This window comes from Prevotella brunnea (assembly GCF_008016795.1).
Taxonomy (GTDB): domain Bacteria; phylum Bacteroidota; class Bacteroidia; order Bacteroidales; family Bacteroidaceae; genus Prevotella; species Prevotella brunnea.
In genome coordinates, this window is the sequence record NZ_SDIK01000005.1 from 41,098 (window position 1) to 57,690 (window position 16,593).

Here is a 16,593-nt window from a genome sequence, read left to right on the forward strand (position 1 = left end):
ACTCCAATTCATGACCTTTTGCATTGTAAAAACTTACCTTTTGGAAAGCAAAAGCTAAGCTTTGGATGGATGAATGAAGAAAATTTAGGACATTATTGAACATTTCCCATATCGCCGGGAAGGATTTTCGCGTTTTCAATGCCCCGGCTAAATAAAGAGAATATGCTTGGCTCTCGCCTACCCTATTAGGCGCAGGTCTTGATATATAAAGTTCATAGCGCATGGCTTTTAGTTAGTAAATTGCAGAATAACAAACTCATATAATTGAATATTTCTAATGACAGTATAACTAAAATAGTTTCTAATTTCTTTGGACGGTAGCGGAAAGCAGCTTAGCCCTTATTAAATCACAAAGAAGAAGAGAAAAGAAAGTTGGCACAGTGGAGAAAACATTCACCCGAGGGAGCGATTATCTGAATAAACAGACCTACCGGCATGTATCCATACCACTATGCGTAGCTGTGAAGCCCTCCCAATAAGAAGTTTACGCCGAAATAAGTCATCAATACTGTCAAAAAAGCCAGCACCAAATAGAGATGGAAGAAGATGGAACGACGAAAAGCTGGAAGAGAAGCCCTATGAAAGCTTACCGAATAAACCATCATGGCTATCAATGCCCAAGTTTCTTTAGGATCCCAGCCCCAATAGCGTCCCCATGAAACATTAGCCCATACTGCACCGATAAATATTCCCAAGGCAAGCAGGAATACAGCCGGGTAGAGAATCAGGCGACTAAGGTCGGACAATCGATCGGCAAGCCGAACTCCATTTTCTGTATGCCACAACACCAAAGCCGTAATACCATTGAAAAACAAAAAGGCTAACAACGAATAAGCAAACATAATGATTGCCACGTGAAAGCTCAACAATGGCGATGCCAATACAGGCATGAGTGTGGTAATCTGTGGATTATTCTCTCCCATCATTGACACCATCAGAGCCAAACCACCCATCAGAAATCCAAAAGGCATAAAGAGAGATAGGCGACGACACAGCAGCAGGGCGATGAGCAACACGCAAAAAGCCATAAACTGCATGGTTTCATAACCATTGGAGAGTGGCATATACCCACCGGAATAGCCGCGAAGAACAATCACAGTGGACAAAAACACAGTTGCCAAGAGTAGAAGCCAGCGTCCACAATGCCGAACAAGGGAAGACATAGGATGATTGTTCAACCAGCTCCGAACCACAAGAACATAATAAACCACTCCGAGCAAAACAAGGAACACCGCCAACGGCAGGGAGTATTGTAAGGAATTATAGAGTTGTTCGGCTCTAAAACGAGTGGCAGAAGGCAAATATGCACCACCCTTTTTCTGTTGATAAAGTCTTATTTTGTCGAGCACTTCATCCAAACCGGCATAATCGTTCGTTAATGCCAATTCCATGATATAGTCAGTGGAACGCTTGATAAAGAGCCACTCATCGTGTGGAAGAGTCTCCGGCAGCCGGTCGCCCTGCGCCACCCAATTCAAAGTGCCATTTGTACTGATGGGAAACATCCTGACAGCACTGCCCGACATCAACGAGGCTATAATATTATATTTCTCATAGGCTGCCGAGACGTCATTGGCTTCATTTCCCTTCAGCACGCCACGGTTCAACTCCTCCACCAACGATGTCAACTTGAATTGATTGGTGTCATCCATATAGTCGCGCCAAGATACATAAGTTCCTTTGGCATCCAACGCCTCTCTCACTTTGTGCCCACTCACTTTAATCATGGATTGATTCACCCAATCAGTGGGATAGAGCATCCATCCCACGAGTACTTGAACAGCACTGTAACCCTTATAACGGTCGTGTCCGTAGAGTTTGGTGGTGAAATCTCTTGCCAACGTCTGCATGGGGCATATACGTCCATTATGATAAACATAAAGATTACCGAAACGTTCTGCTTGTGTCGTTGGCAAAGTTTTCGGAAGCGACTTGTCGTTAGCTCGCAAAGGAAGAGATAATAGCAGAGCTAACACAATCATCCAACTATTACTGTATTTCATCACGTTACGCCACGCATGACGAAAGCCCTCTTTCGGGTGAAGGAGCAATGCAAGAATGCCACAAAGCAATAATGCATAGCCAATATAGGTAACGAAGATGCCCCAAGGATCGTGTGCCACCGAGAGATGCACCCCCTCGCGTTCCAAGTCGTAGCCACTCTGATAAAACCGATAATGCTGGTTCTGCGCTATGTGGTTCATGGACACTTGCTGTTCGCCATCTCCATCGAAACTAACTCTGCTTACAAAATCCATAGGCGACTGTGTGCCGGGAAAATAAACAATTTCAAACTTTCGCAACCTTACGGTAAAGGGAAGTGGCTCTCGCTTACCATCTGAGGTGGTGAAGGAAGAAACGGGTTGTCCGCGATAGAGATACATATCGCCCTGTGTCCCAAAGAAGTGGGTAAGTCCCGCACCCAAAAGAATGAAAGCAAAAGAACAATGAAATAAAAGCAGAGCCGGACGGCGCATCATGTTCCAAGCTCCAAGCATGGCTACCAATGCCACTATCGCGAGTAGCAGCCAGAGGACAATGAAAGGCAAGGAGCCATAAAACCAATGATGAGCCGTTTCCGTATCGACTACTTTCTCCACGAAAGAGGCTGTAGTCAAGACTAAGACAATCAAGACTAACAGCCCAAAAGAAAGGTAAGTCAATGTTTTTCTTATTCGATGGTTAGAAATCATATTATCTACGTGAATTCAACAGATGGACTGACTGACAAGTATTATATGGATTCTATGAATTTCACAATGGCCTGTCGGTCTTCCTTTTTTAATTCACGGAATTTCTTAGTGGTCCAACGTGCGTGAGACACACCGCCTTCACGAGAGCAGCCATGCCACATAATAGCCTCTATGACATTACGTGCGCGAGCATCGTAAAGACGATCATCATGTCCCGTGCAGACTTTCATCAGTCCTTTTCCCCAAAGGGGCGGTGTGCGTATCCATCCTTTTCGCACATCATTCTTCATGTACAAACGATGAGACACTAAATCAGTATAAGGCCATATCTTTTGTTTCGGATAATGTGGCAAGCGAGCATCGTTGGGAGTAAAATTAAGATCACCCGGATATTTGAACAAGTCGTTTCCTGTTATCCACATTGGACGATGGCAAGTTGCGCATCCAATCTCCGTAAAGAGCTGCTTACCTCTCTGAACAGCAGGGTCATCCAAATTGCGAGCTGCTGGAACCGCAAGTCCGCGAAGCCAAACCATATAATTCAGGTAATCTCCATCCTTCATTTCAATGGGGTGGTCATCGCTCATAAAATAATTATAAATGTCTTTCTCAGGATTACCCGTCTTTTTCCATTCTGGATAATATTTATAAAAAACTTTTTGCACTTCAGGATCCTTGCTGGCAGTAAGCGCATACTCCTTCGTTACATTGATGCTGGTATGCCCCTTACGAGTTACATTAAAATTAGCCCAATGTTGCACATCCCATGTAAAAGTACTTAAGTCAAGGAAATGTCCAAAGCGGAAAGGAAGCTTCGTTATGGGATCGATTGCTGCCCACTGACCATTCTTAAACCGAGTTGGGTCGAGTGGGACGTGCGCCTCTTCGCGTTTCCACTGAAGCAGCAAACTGTCGTCATCAATGGCACCAATAAGACCATTGCCAAAGAAAGGAATGGCATTTTTTAAACGTATCGTAATGTCTTTTACATCAACCGGTTTGCCATTATGTGAAGGTTTCACATAGTAACCATCCTCTGGTATTTCCACCTCCGGATAAATCAGACTATAATGCTCACCATCTGGAAAAGCATTACCCCAATCATCGACGTACTCTTTCCATGTGATTTTAACCTTTGCCGGGTCAAGATAAGATTTGAAAGGAGGCATGCCCTGAAATTTTGGACTGAAAAACGACAGCAAGTCTCCATCAGAATTACATATCTCAAGTTCTGTGGAATTGCCCCATTGCTTGGGATCAAACCGGGTAATGCGCCAACCATGACCATAGCCACAATGACAACTCTCGCAGGAGGGACGCGAATAGAGCGGACCTCGCCCATTGAACGGACGAGTGCTGGAGTTGTACGGACGTTCAAAGAAGTACTCACCCATCTTAAATTGATACTCTAATCCGGCTTCCTCTATGGCAGGAGTCGGATCTTCGTATGCACTGGCAGTCGCATTGAAAGTTGTGCCGAGTTTTCCACCGGCATACCACTCGTCTGCCAACTCTGTTTTTTCACCCGGATTGGGTTTAGGCAAATTCACATCATCATGACATGCGGCAAGACTACCCCACATCATTGTCATGGTGATCAAAAAGAGAAACGATGTACTCTTCTTCATTCTTTTTTTCATAGCTATACTTTTTTAAAGGTGGGTCATCATCATGATATGAACAACCCACCTGATAAATTCAACCTATTGAGTGAAGAGTTCTTAGAAACCTCATTCACTTATTTTTCCAGTGCGCTCTTGAGTTTACTGAGCGTCTCATCTAAAGCTTTACAAGCATCCATGGCTTTCTCGCAGCTGGCATCCTTATAATTTTCAACAAAAGGAGCTTTCATGCCCTTGATGGCATCCTTTGCTTCCTTGATGGCATTCACCACTTCCATATCCATAGCCTTGTTATTCTTAGCCATATAGTTGTGCATGGAAGCTTTGCCACGCTTGCCCTCAATACCGCCATAGTAAACATTTTCTACGGAAATAATATTGTTATGGAAATCCTCGATCGACATCCTGCTATATGGAGACTCAATATAGGATATATCTTGACCGGTATGTGCGGAGCCTATTTTTGAAGTACCCACCTCATCGCAAATATCGTTGCATCCTGACACGATGGATTGTAGAGCGTTTACCCAAGACCTATAGATAGAACCGGGTTTGCCTGCCATGAGGATATTCTCTCCATACGACAAATCTTTTCCCCCTACGGTAACAGACAGTTCTACATCTTCTATGATGTGTCTCACCAAATCTGCATCGAGCTTTGACGCATATTCCTTACCTGCCCATGAGGTCAAGAGTTGCCAGCAGCTGTTTCGCAAATCGCCTGCAACGGCAATAGCATAAACCAAATACTTATCTTCTATAGAACCTGCGATACGAGGCTTCCCCTCATCAAATAGTATGTATTCCACACCATGATAACCCAATAATTCCTGACCGAGTTTCGTGCGTGCAGCGATATCAAAGTCTTCGCCATTGAGATCCTCGATATTCGTTGCGGTAGCAAGATATTTTTGCAAAGCCGGAAGGTCGAGAGGCCATGAGTCGATATGCGGATCAATACCAAAATCAGAAGCTGCACCAAAAAGGAAAGCCTCACTGCGTTCCCACCATTGACGTGAGAGGAGAAAATCCTCACAAGCTTTGTTGAGATTGTCTTGTGTCGGATTTTTCCGATAGGTTTTCAGATCTTCCACTAAGGCGGAAGCCTTCAGCGCCATTTGCTCATAAGTGGGAACCACTGTATTATTCACGAAGGCATCAGCAATTTCATTATAAGCCTTATCGCGCTCTTCCGACTGCGACAACGGTTTATCTTCATTTTCATCGCTACAAGAGACAAATGTTGTTGAAAGAGATAACGCAAGAAATGCCAAGAAAGCATAATTAAAAACTTTTTTCATTCTCATTTTTATTTATTATGTATAAATGGTTAGTTAAAGATATATCTTACAAGAAGAAACCTGCATAAGCAATGCCTATGGAAACACTCGGTTCATCGTTGAATTGCTTTTTGAGAAAACGCTTACTGAATTCAGCCTTGACTTGTAATTCCTTCATGGGGAAATAGTTAATACCGAATGCCATACGCTGTCGATCGGTCCATTCATAATCACTGTTTCCTTTCACCGGATGATAAGCATCATAGTGCTCATAGGCTCCAAAGCAGTAAAGTTTCTGCTTCTTGTCGCGCAGCATAGGGAACAAGTTCAGTACATCGTATCCCACTTGTATGCCGGCAGCATGAGCCCGATCGCCCACAAGTGTACGTTTGTAAGGCGAAGACGAACTCTGCGAACGATTGTAGATGGAAATGATATCGGCATCTCCAAGATGACCATAGTCAAAGTTTCCGAGAACGCGCCAGCCATGACCTTGATAATTAAAATCGAACGACCCAATAACAACGGTGCCTTTCACGTCTTTATATTTACCACGTTCATCACTCTGCAGCGTATTATTGAACGATTGTCCATAATAACCACTCAAACCCAAACGTAATCCCCGAATGGGATAGAAATCAAAACGGACAGCTGTGGCATATTTGTTGGACGGCGTAAACTCAAACGCACTGGCAGCACCATTCTTTATCCATTGGTCTTTGCTAAACATCAATGAGTTCAAACCCGGAAGGAACATAAGCTGATAACGCAAAAACTTCCAACGTCCCCAGACCGAAATTCCGGTCTGATGCCATGTGCAGGGAAGGATCTGACTTTCACCTTCAGGTCGATAGACCGTAAAGAACTCGTTGGGTGTATGATGTGCGTTGGTATAACCTATGGGCACAATGTCATGGCCCACACGAATATTCAGTTCGGGGCAAAATGACTTCTGAATCCAGAATTGCTCCAACGCAACTTCTCCTCCTCGCTCTATCTCACCTTCCCATTCGCCAAATTCTTCATCCTCCATTTCCATGGCACTCTCCGTTCCGCCATGCTCAAACTCTATTTCTGAATTCATCGACCAACCTTTACCAAAGTCATAACCTAACATCAGCACCACATGTGGCAAATCGGTCTGTCCCCTACTCTTGGCATCTTTATACCTTTCCGCTTTACTATAGCGATTGATATTATCTGAATAGAATAGACGACTCGTTACTGCCTCTCCGTAACCACCAAGCGTAAACTTGCTTTTTTTACGAGAGGCACACTTATCACATTTACCTCTGACCGCGCTTTTATCTAACTTCGAACTGCTGAGAGAATCGCTCTGCGCCTTCATCTTACAAGGACAATTCGTCAGGAGAAAAGCTCCGATCGAGACAATGATTAATAGACGTTTCATTTTGTTTTTTTCTTAGTTTAATTACTTCTGATTTTGTTGCAAAATTAGAGGTTTTGCGCTACCGGAACAATACCCAAATGTGGGTAAATTTATCAAATATAAAGAAATAAAAACATATTTTCAAGGGTTCATATCCCCATTTATTATTAGTATTCTGCTAAAAACCAACCAAACATCAGGTAAAAAAACACTTTGTCCCACTGATTTCTGCTAACCGTTGGAATAAACAATAATTCAAAATCGTCTGAGCACTCAAAAACCATAGTTCCTTGTTAAGAGAATTACCAGTGAGTGGTAAGAGGATTACCAATGAGCGGTAAGGGGATTACCAATGAGTGGTAAGAGGATTACCAATGAGTGGTAAAAAATGTTTTAGCAAATTTACAAACCGCATGACATTCCTTTACACCTTATTTATTTAATAAATAGGTGTTCAAAAATAATTGCAACAATATTTTCGTTTGATTTTCAATCAGCCTTTTGACTTGAAAAGGGAGCGTAATGAGCTATTCGACCGTTGAAAGGCTGAAGAATGAAGAAAAAAGACGAAGAGATTGTGGTAAAGTGAAATCAAAAAACTAAGAAAGGTATATACGTTTAATTTTGAATACCCACTTAACAACTTAACTTCTTCAACATGGGCTCATGGAAAAGAAAAATCCCCCTTCCTACAATTTAATCAGAAGAGGGATATAAAACTTTATCGACCTTTGTCAGAAAGGTAAATCATCATCGGCAGATGATTCCGTTGCCGGTGGGAACGGATCCTGATTGCCGGCAGTGGTTGCCGGGTTGCCGGAGGGCTGAGATTGAGTTGGTGTAGCGGCGGCTATAGGAGCAGCGGCTTGAACGGCAGCAGCATCTATTCGCTGAATATTCCAAGCACGGATATTATTGTACCAACGCCCCTGATATTCATGTGCGTCAATATCGAAACTCACGATTATCTCTTCACCGGCCTTGATTCCAAACTGATCAATCCTTTCTGCACCAAAGATGTTGAATACCATCTTGCGAGGAAATTGATCATGTGTTTCAATTACATACTCCTGTGATTTCCACGGACCACGTGCCGAAGTTCCCTCACGAGCTTCCAATACGGCGATGACTCTTCCTTGTAATTCCATATATTCTGAAGTAATATTTATATTTTAATGTTTATTCCGAATGCGAAATTACTAAAAAAAGTTCTAAAAACAAAAACTTTTATTCTTAATTTTTGTTTTTCGGTGTGTTTTTTGTATTTTTGTAGAATAAAAGAGAAAGTTTTACGACCATCCGGGTGTAAGGCTTTCTGTAACAGAATGAATAATAACTAAAATACATAGGACGCTCATGAGATTTACAATTTCAAGTACTGCATTGGGCAGTAGATTGTTGACACTTTCGCGTGTTATTAACAGCAAAAATTCACTCGCGATTTTGGAATGCTTTCTTTTTAACGTACAAGATGGACAACTCAAAATCACAGCCTCGGACAGCGAGAACGTGATGCAATCCACCTTAAACCTTGACAGTTCTGAGGGAGAAGGCGCATTTGCTGTAAAAAACCAAACCATCTTAAACGCTGTAAAAGAACTTCCGGAACAACCCTTGAACGTGGACGTAAATTTCGAGGAGTTCAAGATTTATATTACCTATCAGAACGGTTCATGCAATTTTCCCATACTCAATGCGGAAGAATATCCTAAAGCACAGCCCGTGGCAGAGGATGCCACAAGCATAGTCATTGACTCCGAAATACTCTCGGAAGACATTACGCGCACTATCTTCGCTACGGCACAAGACGAGTTGAGGCCGGTGATGAACGGTATTTTCTTCGACCTTACACCCGATGCGCTGGCGATTGTGGCCACTGACGGACATAAATTGGTACGCAACACTATCACCTCCATAAAAAGCGAAGCACCGGCATCGTTCATTCTTCCAAAGAAACCCGCTAATTTGCTGAAAAATGTATTAACAAAGGATGGTGGTGATGTAGTTATCCGCTTCGATACACGGTCCGCCGAATTTTCTTACGCTGACGGTAATCTCACTTGCCGTCTCATCGAAGGCACCTATCCCAATTACAACAGCGTTATTCCGAACAACAATCCCTATCAAATTGCGATTGATCGCAAATCCCTTCTCGGTGCCATCAGACGTGTCTTACCCTTCGCAAGCGACTCTTCACAATTGATACGCTTCCACATCAACAACGGACAATTAGACCTCAACGCAGAAGATATAGATTTCGCAACCAATGCCAAGGAGAGCATCATCTGCGATTACGTCGGCAACCCCATGAACATAGGCTTCAAAGGGTCAAGCATGATTGAAATATTGAACAATCTCTCCGGCGATGACGTTAATATTCAACTTGCCGACCCATCACGAGCAGGAATTATCATTCCAAGCGAGTGCCCGGAAAATGAGAACATTCTCATGCTCATCATGCCCATGCTGCTAAATGATTAAACTCAGGCAGAATTGGGCAGATACATAAAACTTGCTGTCGAAAATCATTTAAAAAAAGTTAGAAATGCGATTAAACCTTACGAAGCCCCTGATTGTCTTCGATCTCGAGACAACGGGGCTTGACCTTGTTAAAGACCGTATCATACAAATTTCATATATAAAGGTACATACGGACGGAAAAGAAGAACGAGAAAATATTTTTATTAACCCGGAAAAAGAAATTCCCACAGAGGTGGAACAATTAACAGGTATCTCAAACGAACGAGTGGCAGATGCGCCAACTTTCAAGGAAAAAGCCGCCGAGCTGGCTTCTAAGTTCATGGGATGTGACTTCGCGGGCTTCAATTCCAATCGCTTCGATGTACCTATGCTGGCTGAAGAGTTTCTGCGTGCAGGTGTAAATTTCGACTTCTCAAAATCTAAACTCATCGATGCACAAAACATCTTTCACAAGATGGAACGAAGAAACTTAGCCGCTGCCTATGAATTCTACTGCGGTAGGAAGATGGAAGAAGATTTTCGCGCCCATCAAGCTGACGAGGACACCGAGGCAACTTGGAAAGTGCTGCAAGGACAAATTGAAATGTATTCACCCCAAAAACAAACCGACCCGGAACGAATATTACAGAACGACATGAATGAGCTGGCAGAGTTTTCCCGAATGAACGAATTTGTGGATTTTGCCGGAAGGATTATTTGGAAAGACATAACTGACAAAGACGGTAATGTTCTCCTTGATAAGCAAAACAAACCACAACGTCACGAGGTTTTTAATTTCGGGAAGTATAAAGGCTGGGACGTTGCAGAAGTTCTTCGCAAAGACCCCGGCTATTATAGTTGGATGCTTGCCAACGACTTCACCTACAACACAAAGCAAGTATTGACACGCATCCGCCTTCGAGAACTTCAAAACAAATAAGATATGCTGGAAGGAAAGAAAATAGTTCTGGGGATTACCGGATCGATTGCGGCATATAAAAGTTGTTTGATTATTCGCCAACTCATAAAAAAAGGTGCCGAAGTGCAAGTTGTCATCACGCCTGCGGGAAAGGAGTTCATCACCCCCATAACGCTTTCCGCACTAACACATAAACCGGTTATCAGCGATTTCTTTTCACAACGTGACGGCACGTGGCATTCGCATGTCGATCTTGGACTATGGGCAGATGCCATGCTGATAGCTCCGTGTACAGCATCGACTATTGGAAAATTGTGTAATGGCATAGCCGATAACATGCTCGTTACCACTTATCTCTCCATGAAAGCACCGGTATTTATCGCTCCGGCTATGGATCTTGATATGTTCAGACATCCCTCTACGCAAGAAAATTTACAAACGTTGCAAAAAAGAGGCAACCATATCATCGAACCCGGAAGAGGATTCTTGGCAAGCGGACTGGAAGGAAAAGGACGCATGGAAGAACCGGAAAAAATCGTTAAGGCTTTGGAAGATTTCTTTCGAGAAGAAAGAACAAACAAAGACTTCTCTGAAAAAAAAATACTGATTACAGCCGGTCCCACTTACGAGAAGATAGACCCTGTTCGTTTTATAGGAAATTACTCGTCCGGAAAAATGGGGTTTGCCTTAGCAGAAGAGTGCCGGAGAAGAGGTGCTGAAGTAACACTCATAACAGGTCCCGTACATTTGGATTGTTCCCCATCCATCAAGCGCATCAACGTGGAAAGCTGCCAACAGATGTTCGAGGCATGCCTCACAGCTTTCCCCATGGCAGACGCAGCAATTCTTTGTGCGGCAGTTGCCGATTTCAAGCCACAAATTGTATCCAACCATAAAATAAAACGTGGGAAAGAGGGTTTACACATTGACCTTGAGCCAACTCAAGATATTGCTGCCACACTTGGACGACAGAAGAGAGATGACCAAAAACTCGTAGCTTTCGCACTTGAAACAAACGATGAAGAAGTGCACGCCAAGGAAAAACTGGAGAGAAAGAATGCTGACTTCATCGTTTTGAATTCAACTAAAATTCCGGGAACAACATTCCAATCTGATGAAAATCAAATCACAATCATCTCAAGGAAAGGGAAAAAGAAGTATGAGAAAAAAAAGAAGATGCAAGTGGCTCATGATATTGTTGATGAATTGTCTGCTATCTTATAGTCATAATACTCTTGCACAGGAATTGCAGGCAAAAATAAAAATCAACCATAACCAGATACAAGGCACTGATGCTTCTATATTTGAAAACCTTCAACAAACATTGGAACAGTTTGTAAACGAACGCCAATGGACCAACTTGAAGTTTCAAAAAAACGAACGCATCATTTGCAATTTTAACATCACGGTTACTAAATATGACCCAAGCAGCAACGCTTTCAGTTGCACGGCTCTGATACAAGCCAACAGACCGGTATATAACTCTGCTTATACAACCACCTTATATAATAATCAAGATGGAGAATTTAACTTTGAGTTCGCACAATTCGATCAGTTGGAATTTAATGAGGAAAATATCGACAATCAGCTGACGGCTCTCTTTGCATATTATGCTTATCTCATCATCGGAATGGACCTTGATTCTTTCTCACCGATGGGCGGTGAGGATATACTCAGAAGATGTTTGAACTTAACCAATAACGCACAAAATCTTAATTTCACGGGGTGGAAAGCTTTTGAGAATCCTCACAACCGATTCGCTTTCATCAACGACTATCTTGATGAGGCTCTAAAACCTTTCAGACAACTTCAATACAATTATTACAGGATGGGACTTGACGAGATGGCAAACAGCGTGGAACGAGGCAGGACAAACATTACAACAACGCTGGAAAACGACTTAAAGAAAGCCCATGAAGGACGCCCCATGAGTCTGCTCACACAAATATGGACAGATTATAAGAAAGAAGAATTAGCACAAATCTATTTCGGGAAAGGTACACAAAAAGAGAAAGAAGCAGTTTATGAAATTCTTTTCGGCATCAACGCCAGCCAGAACGCTACTTGGGAGAAAATAAAAAAATAAGAAAACGATCATGCTCAAGCATCTTTACATAAAAAACTTTGCGTTAATCGATAAGTTGGACATTGACTTCCATTCGGGCTTTTCCGTCATCAGCGGTGAGACGGGAGCCGGAAAAAGCATCATTTTAGGAGCCATAGGACTGCTGTTAGGCAATAGAGCCGACAGCAAACAAATCAAGCAAGGGGAAAAGAAATGTATCATAGAGGCATTATTCGATATAGAGAAATACGATTTTGAGATTTTTTTTAATGAGAACAATATCGATTTTGAACCTAAAGAAACACTCTTACGAAGAGAACTCACCGATAAGGGGAAGTCAAGAGCATTTATTAATGACACACCGGTTTCCTTATCGCAAATGAAAATATTGGGAGAGCAACTGGTTGACATCCACTCACAACACCAAAATCTACTCCTGCAAAAACAAGACTTCCAACTGAACGTCATAGATACCATGGCACAGAACACCGCAAAACTGAAAGAATATCAAGTCATGTACAGTACTTATATTTCATCGGAGAAAAAGTTGGAACAACTGAAAAATGATATCCGAGAGCGCAAAGAGAACGAAGACTTCATCAGGTTTCAATTTGATGAACTCGATAACGCTAATTTGCAAGAAGGAGAACAAGAAAGTTTGGAAATAGAAAGCAGAGCCCTCTCACATGCGGAGGAAATAAAGAGTGCATTATATGAGGCAGACAACGCACTTAATAATGAAGACACGGGTGTCATAGACATGTTGAAAAAAGCTTCCGAAGCAATGCAAAATATCATTTCCGTTTTTCCAAAAAACAAAGACTTGGCAGAGCGATTAGAGTCTGCCTACATTGAATTACAAGATATCGGCAGTGAAATTGGAACAAATAAAGAGGATATAGATTTTAATCCCATGGAATTGGATAGAATAAACCAACGGTTGGATAACATCTATCACCTTGAACAAAAGTTCCATGTAGAAACTTTGAAAGAGCTAATCGATACTAAAAACGATTTAAAAATACAACTAAACAGCATCGATAATAGTTCGGAAGATATTAGGGAGCTCGAAATGGAAGTTGAGCAAAAGCGAAACGACTGTAGGAAACAAGCTAAGCTATTAACAGCAACAAGACAAAAAGCAGCTAAACTGATAGAAGAGGAATTGAAAAAGAAACTTATTCCCATGGGTATTCCTAATATTAGGTTCTGCATTGATATTCATGAAAAGCCAATGAGCGACAATGGAACCGACGCCATAGAGTTTCTTTTCTCTGCCAATAAGAATAGTCCGCTACAACCTGTTGCCCATGTAGCTTCAGGCGGAGAAATCGCGCGCGTCATGCTATCGATGAAAGCGATGATAACGGGAGCTCTTCAACTTCCAACCATCATCTTCGACGAAATTGATACCGGCGTAAGTGGCAAGATAGCACAGCAAATGGCACTTACCATGCAGGAAATGGGAAAACATGACAGACAAGTAATCTCCATTACTCATTTGCCACAAATCGCCGCAATGGGGACGAGTCATTACAAAGTAGAAAAAAAAGACACGGAAATGGGAACAACCAGCCATCTAAGGGAGCTAACCCAAGAGGAACGCATCACGGAAATAGCTCAAATGCTTTCCGGATCTGACATCAGCGAAGCAGCTTTACGCAACGCGAAAGAATTATTGGAATATAGTATAAGAGAGAAAATAAATTAATATAGAACAACATTGGAATAAACATAAACAAGTTGTATGAAAAAGATTATCAAAACATTCCTAACGCTCATATTTATCATTTATCATGGTACGGTATTGGCGCAACCATCTAACATAAAGAAAGCAGCAAACTCCACTTTCACACTTACTACATTTAAAGCAGATGGATCCATATTGGCAAACTCTAACGGCTTCTTTATTACTACCAATGGGGTATGCGTCAGTCCTTGGAAACCTTTTATCGGTGCAAGCCGGGCTGTCGTTATAGACAATAAAGGACAAAAGCACGAAGTTGAAGCTATCATGGGTGCAAATGGAATCTACGACATCACGAAATTCAAAATCAACGCATCCACAACACCAATTAACTTAACATCCAATATTACAAGCAATTCTAATGCATGGATAGTTACCACATCTAAAAGTCATTCTGCAGAGAAAGCCACTGTGAAAAGGGTGGAGAAGTTTATGGAAAAATACAACTATAGCGTGCTTGTAACTTCTGCCGATGAACAGTGCAATGGAGCTTTGGTTACCAACGATATGGGACAAGCTATCGGAATGTATGCTTTCAATAATGAAATACGAAGTGCCACAGATGCGACTTTCGCCCGAGACTTCAACATTTCCGGACTTTCTCAAAATGACCTTACACTTCGCGACTGTTTCATAAGGGTGGCGTTACCAACCGAACAAGAAGATGCCATTATAGCACTCATGTTATCGACAGACAAACCGGAAAAATATAGAGAAGGAATCGTAGATGAGTTTTTGAAAAAGTTCCCACAACTAAATGACGGATACGCAGCAAAAGCTAATTTATTGATTAGCAAAAAGGAATTTGAAAAAGCGGACAAAGTGCTGAGAGAAGCGATTGCAAAAACTACAGCTAAAGATGTGGCACATTATAACTTTGCAAGAATACAATACCAGTGTGTCCTAAATACCACAACATCAAAAACTGTGAAAGACTTAGGATGGACACTTGATGAAGCGATGAAAGAAGTTCAGGAGGCGAACAAAATTAAACCAAACCCACAATATAGGCATTTGCAAGCAAAACTCATATTTGCAAAAAGGGATTACGAAAAAGCTTACAAAGCATTTGAAGCCCTTACCACCTCTTCCATAAAAAATCCGGAGTTGTATCTTGAAATGGCGCAATGCAAACAACAATTGAATGGGGACGACAATGAAATTCTCAATTTGTTGAATCAAAGTATTGAACTCTGCGATACACCATATGTACGAACATCAGCTCCCTACTTCTTCGCTCGTGCCCAACAGTTAGACAAAATGGGGCAATACCGGCTTGCCATGAAGGATTACTACGCTTATGAATACTTCTATCGAGGACAATTGGGAGCAGAATTCTACTATATGCGAGAACAATGCGAAGCGAAAGGAAAGTTATGGCAACAAGCACTGCAAGACATTCTCATTGCCTCCCGGTTAGACCCTAAAGAGCCAATATATTGTGCTGAAGCCGGAAGTCTTTTGCTTCGCGTAAATAAATTTGAAGCAGCCATCAGCGCGGCAAAACAAGCAATAGAACTTAAACCGGATTATGCTGAGGCTTACTTGATATTGGGAATAGCACAATGTCAAAGCAACCAAAAGGAAGAAGGGATAAAAAATATTCAAAAAGCCAAAGAACAGGGAAATGATCAAGCAGATTCTTTCTTGGAGAAGTACAAATAAAAGAATAAAAAAAATTAAAAAATTTGGCAATAAAGAACGGATTTACTAATTTTGCACCCGATTTTGATGGTTCCGTAGCTCAGTTGGATTAGAGCAACAGCCTTCTAAGCTGTGGGTCTTGGGTTCGAACCCCAACGGAATCACAACCTAAGAAAAAGAGGATTTTGACAACAAAATCCTTTTTTTTGTTTAGAATGAGCCACTTGTAAGCTAATTAGCACATTTAGAGGTGTTTATACTTAATGTTAAACCCCGTGGTAATGGGAAGTAATGAGAGCAAAAAGGAGCTCTCGGGAATAAAATGTGTTACCAATTTGTGTTACCAGAATACACAATGTGTTACCACTTTTTCCACCAACCTCCCTTCTCCACAAAAATGATGCTAATATGGCAAAACAGGAAGTTGTGGTCATCTTTGACCGAAAAAAGGTAGCCGACAAACGCGACAAAGGAAAAGTTGAGGTCCGTGTCTATATCAGTAGAACCGAGAGAAAATATATTTCTCTTGGTGATGTAGCTCCTGATGAACTGGAGACTTTCATAAGTTCTCCTAAGGTATGTGCTATCAAGAAAAGATGTGAGCAGATTTTGGCTGCAATGAGTGTTCTTGACGATAAGCTATCCGTTGAGAAGTTTGACTCCTATTATTACGAAACAGAAGACAATCCATTTGCCAAAAGTAAAGGCTCGGTAAATTTCTTGCTGTATATGGAACAATCCATTAAGCAAGAAAAGGTACTGTCCTATAAAAG

Annotated in this window: 11 protein-coding genes, 1 tRNA gene and 1 pseudogene; 8 read left to right on the forward strand and 5 right to left on the reverse strand. The window is 41.8% G+C overall.

The annotated features are described in order from the left end of the window. Positions 1-449: 449 nt before the first annotated feature. From ccsA to ETF27_RS00500, 5 genes are all read right to left on the reverse strand, one after another. The gene (gene ccsA / locus ETF27_RS00480; protein WP_240048085.1) at positions 450-2,600 is read right to left on the reverse strand and encodes a cytochrome c biogenesis protein CcsA; all 2,151 of its coding nucleotides are present in this window, start codon (positions 2,598-2,600) and stop codon (positions 450-452) included. Positions 2,601-2,734: 134 nt separating this feature from the next. Beyond that, entirely contained in the window at positions 2,735-4,321 is a 1,587-nt protein-coding gene (locus tag ETF27_RS00485) for a di-heme oxidoredictase family protein (RefSeq protein ID WP_130829362.1), read from the reverse strand. 110 nt (positions 4,322-4,431) lie between these two features. Next, positions 4,432-5,616 carry an imelysin family protein gene (locus ETF27_RS00490; RefSeq protein WP_130829749.1) on the reverse strand — a complete coding sequence of 395 codons (1,185 nt, stop codon included), beginning with the start codon at positions 5,614-5,616 and terminating at the stop codon, positions 4,432-4,434. Between the two features lie 46 nt (positions 5,617-5,662). Continuing rightward, complete coding sequence (locus ETF27_RS00495) at positions 5,663-7,006, reverse strand: hypothetical protein (protein WP_130829363.1); 1,344 nt, start codon at positions 7,004-7,006, stop codon at positions 5,663-5,665. 713 nt (positions 7,007-7,719) lie between these two features. Then, positions 7,720-8,133, reverse strand: coding sequence for a DUF3127 domain-containing protein (locus ETF27_RS00500; RefSeq protein WP_130829364.1), 414 nt, complete (start codon positions 8,131-8,133; stop codon positions 7,720-7,722). 208 nt (positions 8,134-8,341) lie between these two features. Here ETF27_RS00500 and dnaN point away from each other — a divergent pair, with 208 nt between their 5' ends. The 8 genes and pseudogenes from dnaN to ETF27_RS00540 form a co-directional block, all read left to right on the forward strand. Beyond that, on the forward strand, positions 8,342-9,466 hold the full coding sequence (gene dnaN, locus ETF27_RS00505) for a DNA polymerase III subunit beta (protein WP_130829365.1): 1,125 nt from the start codon (positions 8,342-8,344) through the stop codon (positions 9,464-9,466). Positions 9,467-9,530: 64 nt separating this feature from the next. Beyond that, positions 9,531-10,385 (forward strand): 3'-5' exonuclease, encoded by an 855-nt coding sequence (locus tag ETF27_RS00510; protein WP_147785305.1) that lies wholly within the window; start codon positions 9,531-9,533, stop codon positions 10,383-10,385. A gap of 3 nt (positions 10,386-10,388) precedes the next feature. Then, positions 10,389-11,588 carry a bifunctional phosphopantothenoylcysteine decarboxylase/phosphopantothenate--cysteine ligase CoaBC gene (gene coaBC / locus ETF27_RS00515; protein ID WP_147785306.1) on the forward strand — a complete coding sequence of 400 codons (1,200 nt, stop codon included), beginning with the start codon at positions 10,389-10,391 and terminating at the stop codon, positions 11,586-11,588. After that, a complete protein-coding gene (porD, locus tag ETF27_RS00520) occupies positions 11,554-12,450 on the forward strand; it encodes a type IX secretion system protein PorD (protein WP_449421270.1) in 897 nt (298 codons plus the stop codon). Before coaBC ends, porD begins: the two co-directional genes overlap by 35 nt. Before the next feature lie 10 nt (positions 12,451-12,460). Beyond that, on the forward strand, positions 12,461-14,140 hold the full coding sequence (gene recN / locus ETF27_RS00525; RefSeq protein WP_147785307.1) for a DNA repair protein RecN: 1,680 nt from the start codon (positions 12,461-12,463) through the stop codon (positions 14,138-14,140). A 36-nt stretch (positions 14,141-14,176) separates the two neighbouring features. Continuing rightward, on the forward strand, positions 14,177-15,841 hold the full coding sequence (locus tag ETF27_RS00530) for a tetratricopeptide repeat protein (protein ID WP_147785308.1): 1,665 nt from the start codon (positions 14,177-14,179) through the stop codon (positions 15,839-15,841). A 68-nt stretch (positions 15,842-15,909) separates the two neighbouring features. Beyond that, a tRNA-Arg gene (locus ETF27_RS00535) sits at positions 15,910-15,984 on the forward strand. Between the two features lie 244 nt (positions 15,985-16,228). Continuing rightward, positions 16,229-16,593 (forward strand): annotated as a pseudogene (locus tag ETF27_RS00540) (phage integrase SAM-like domain-containing protein); the annotation flags it as partial.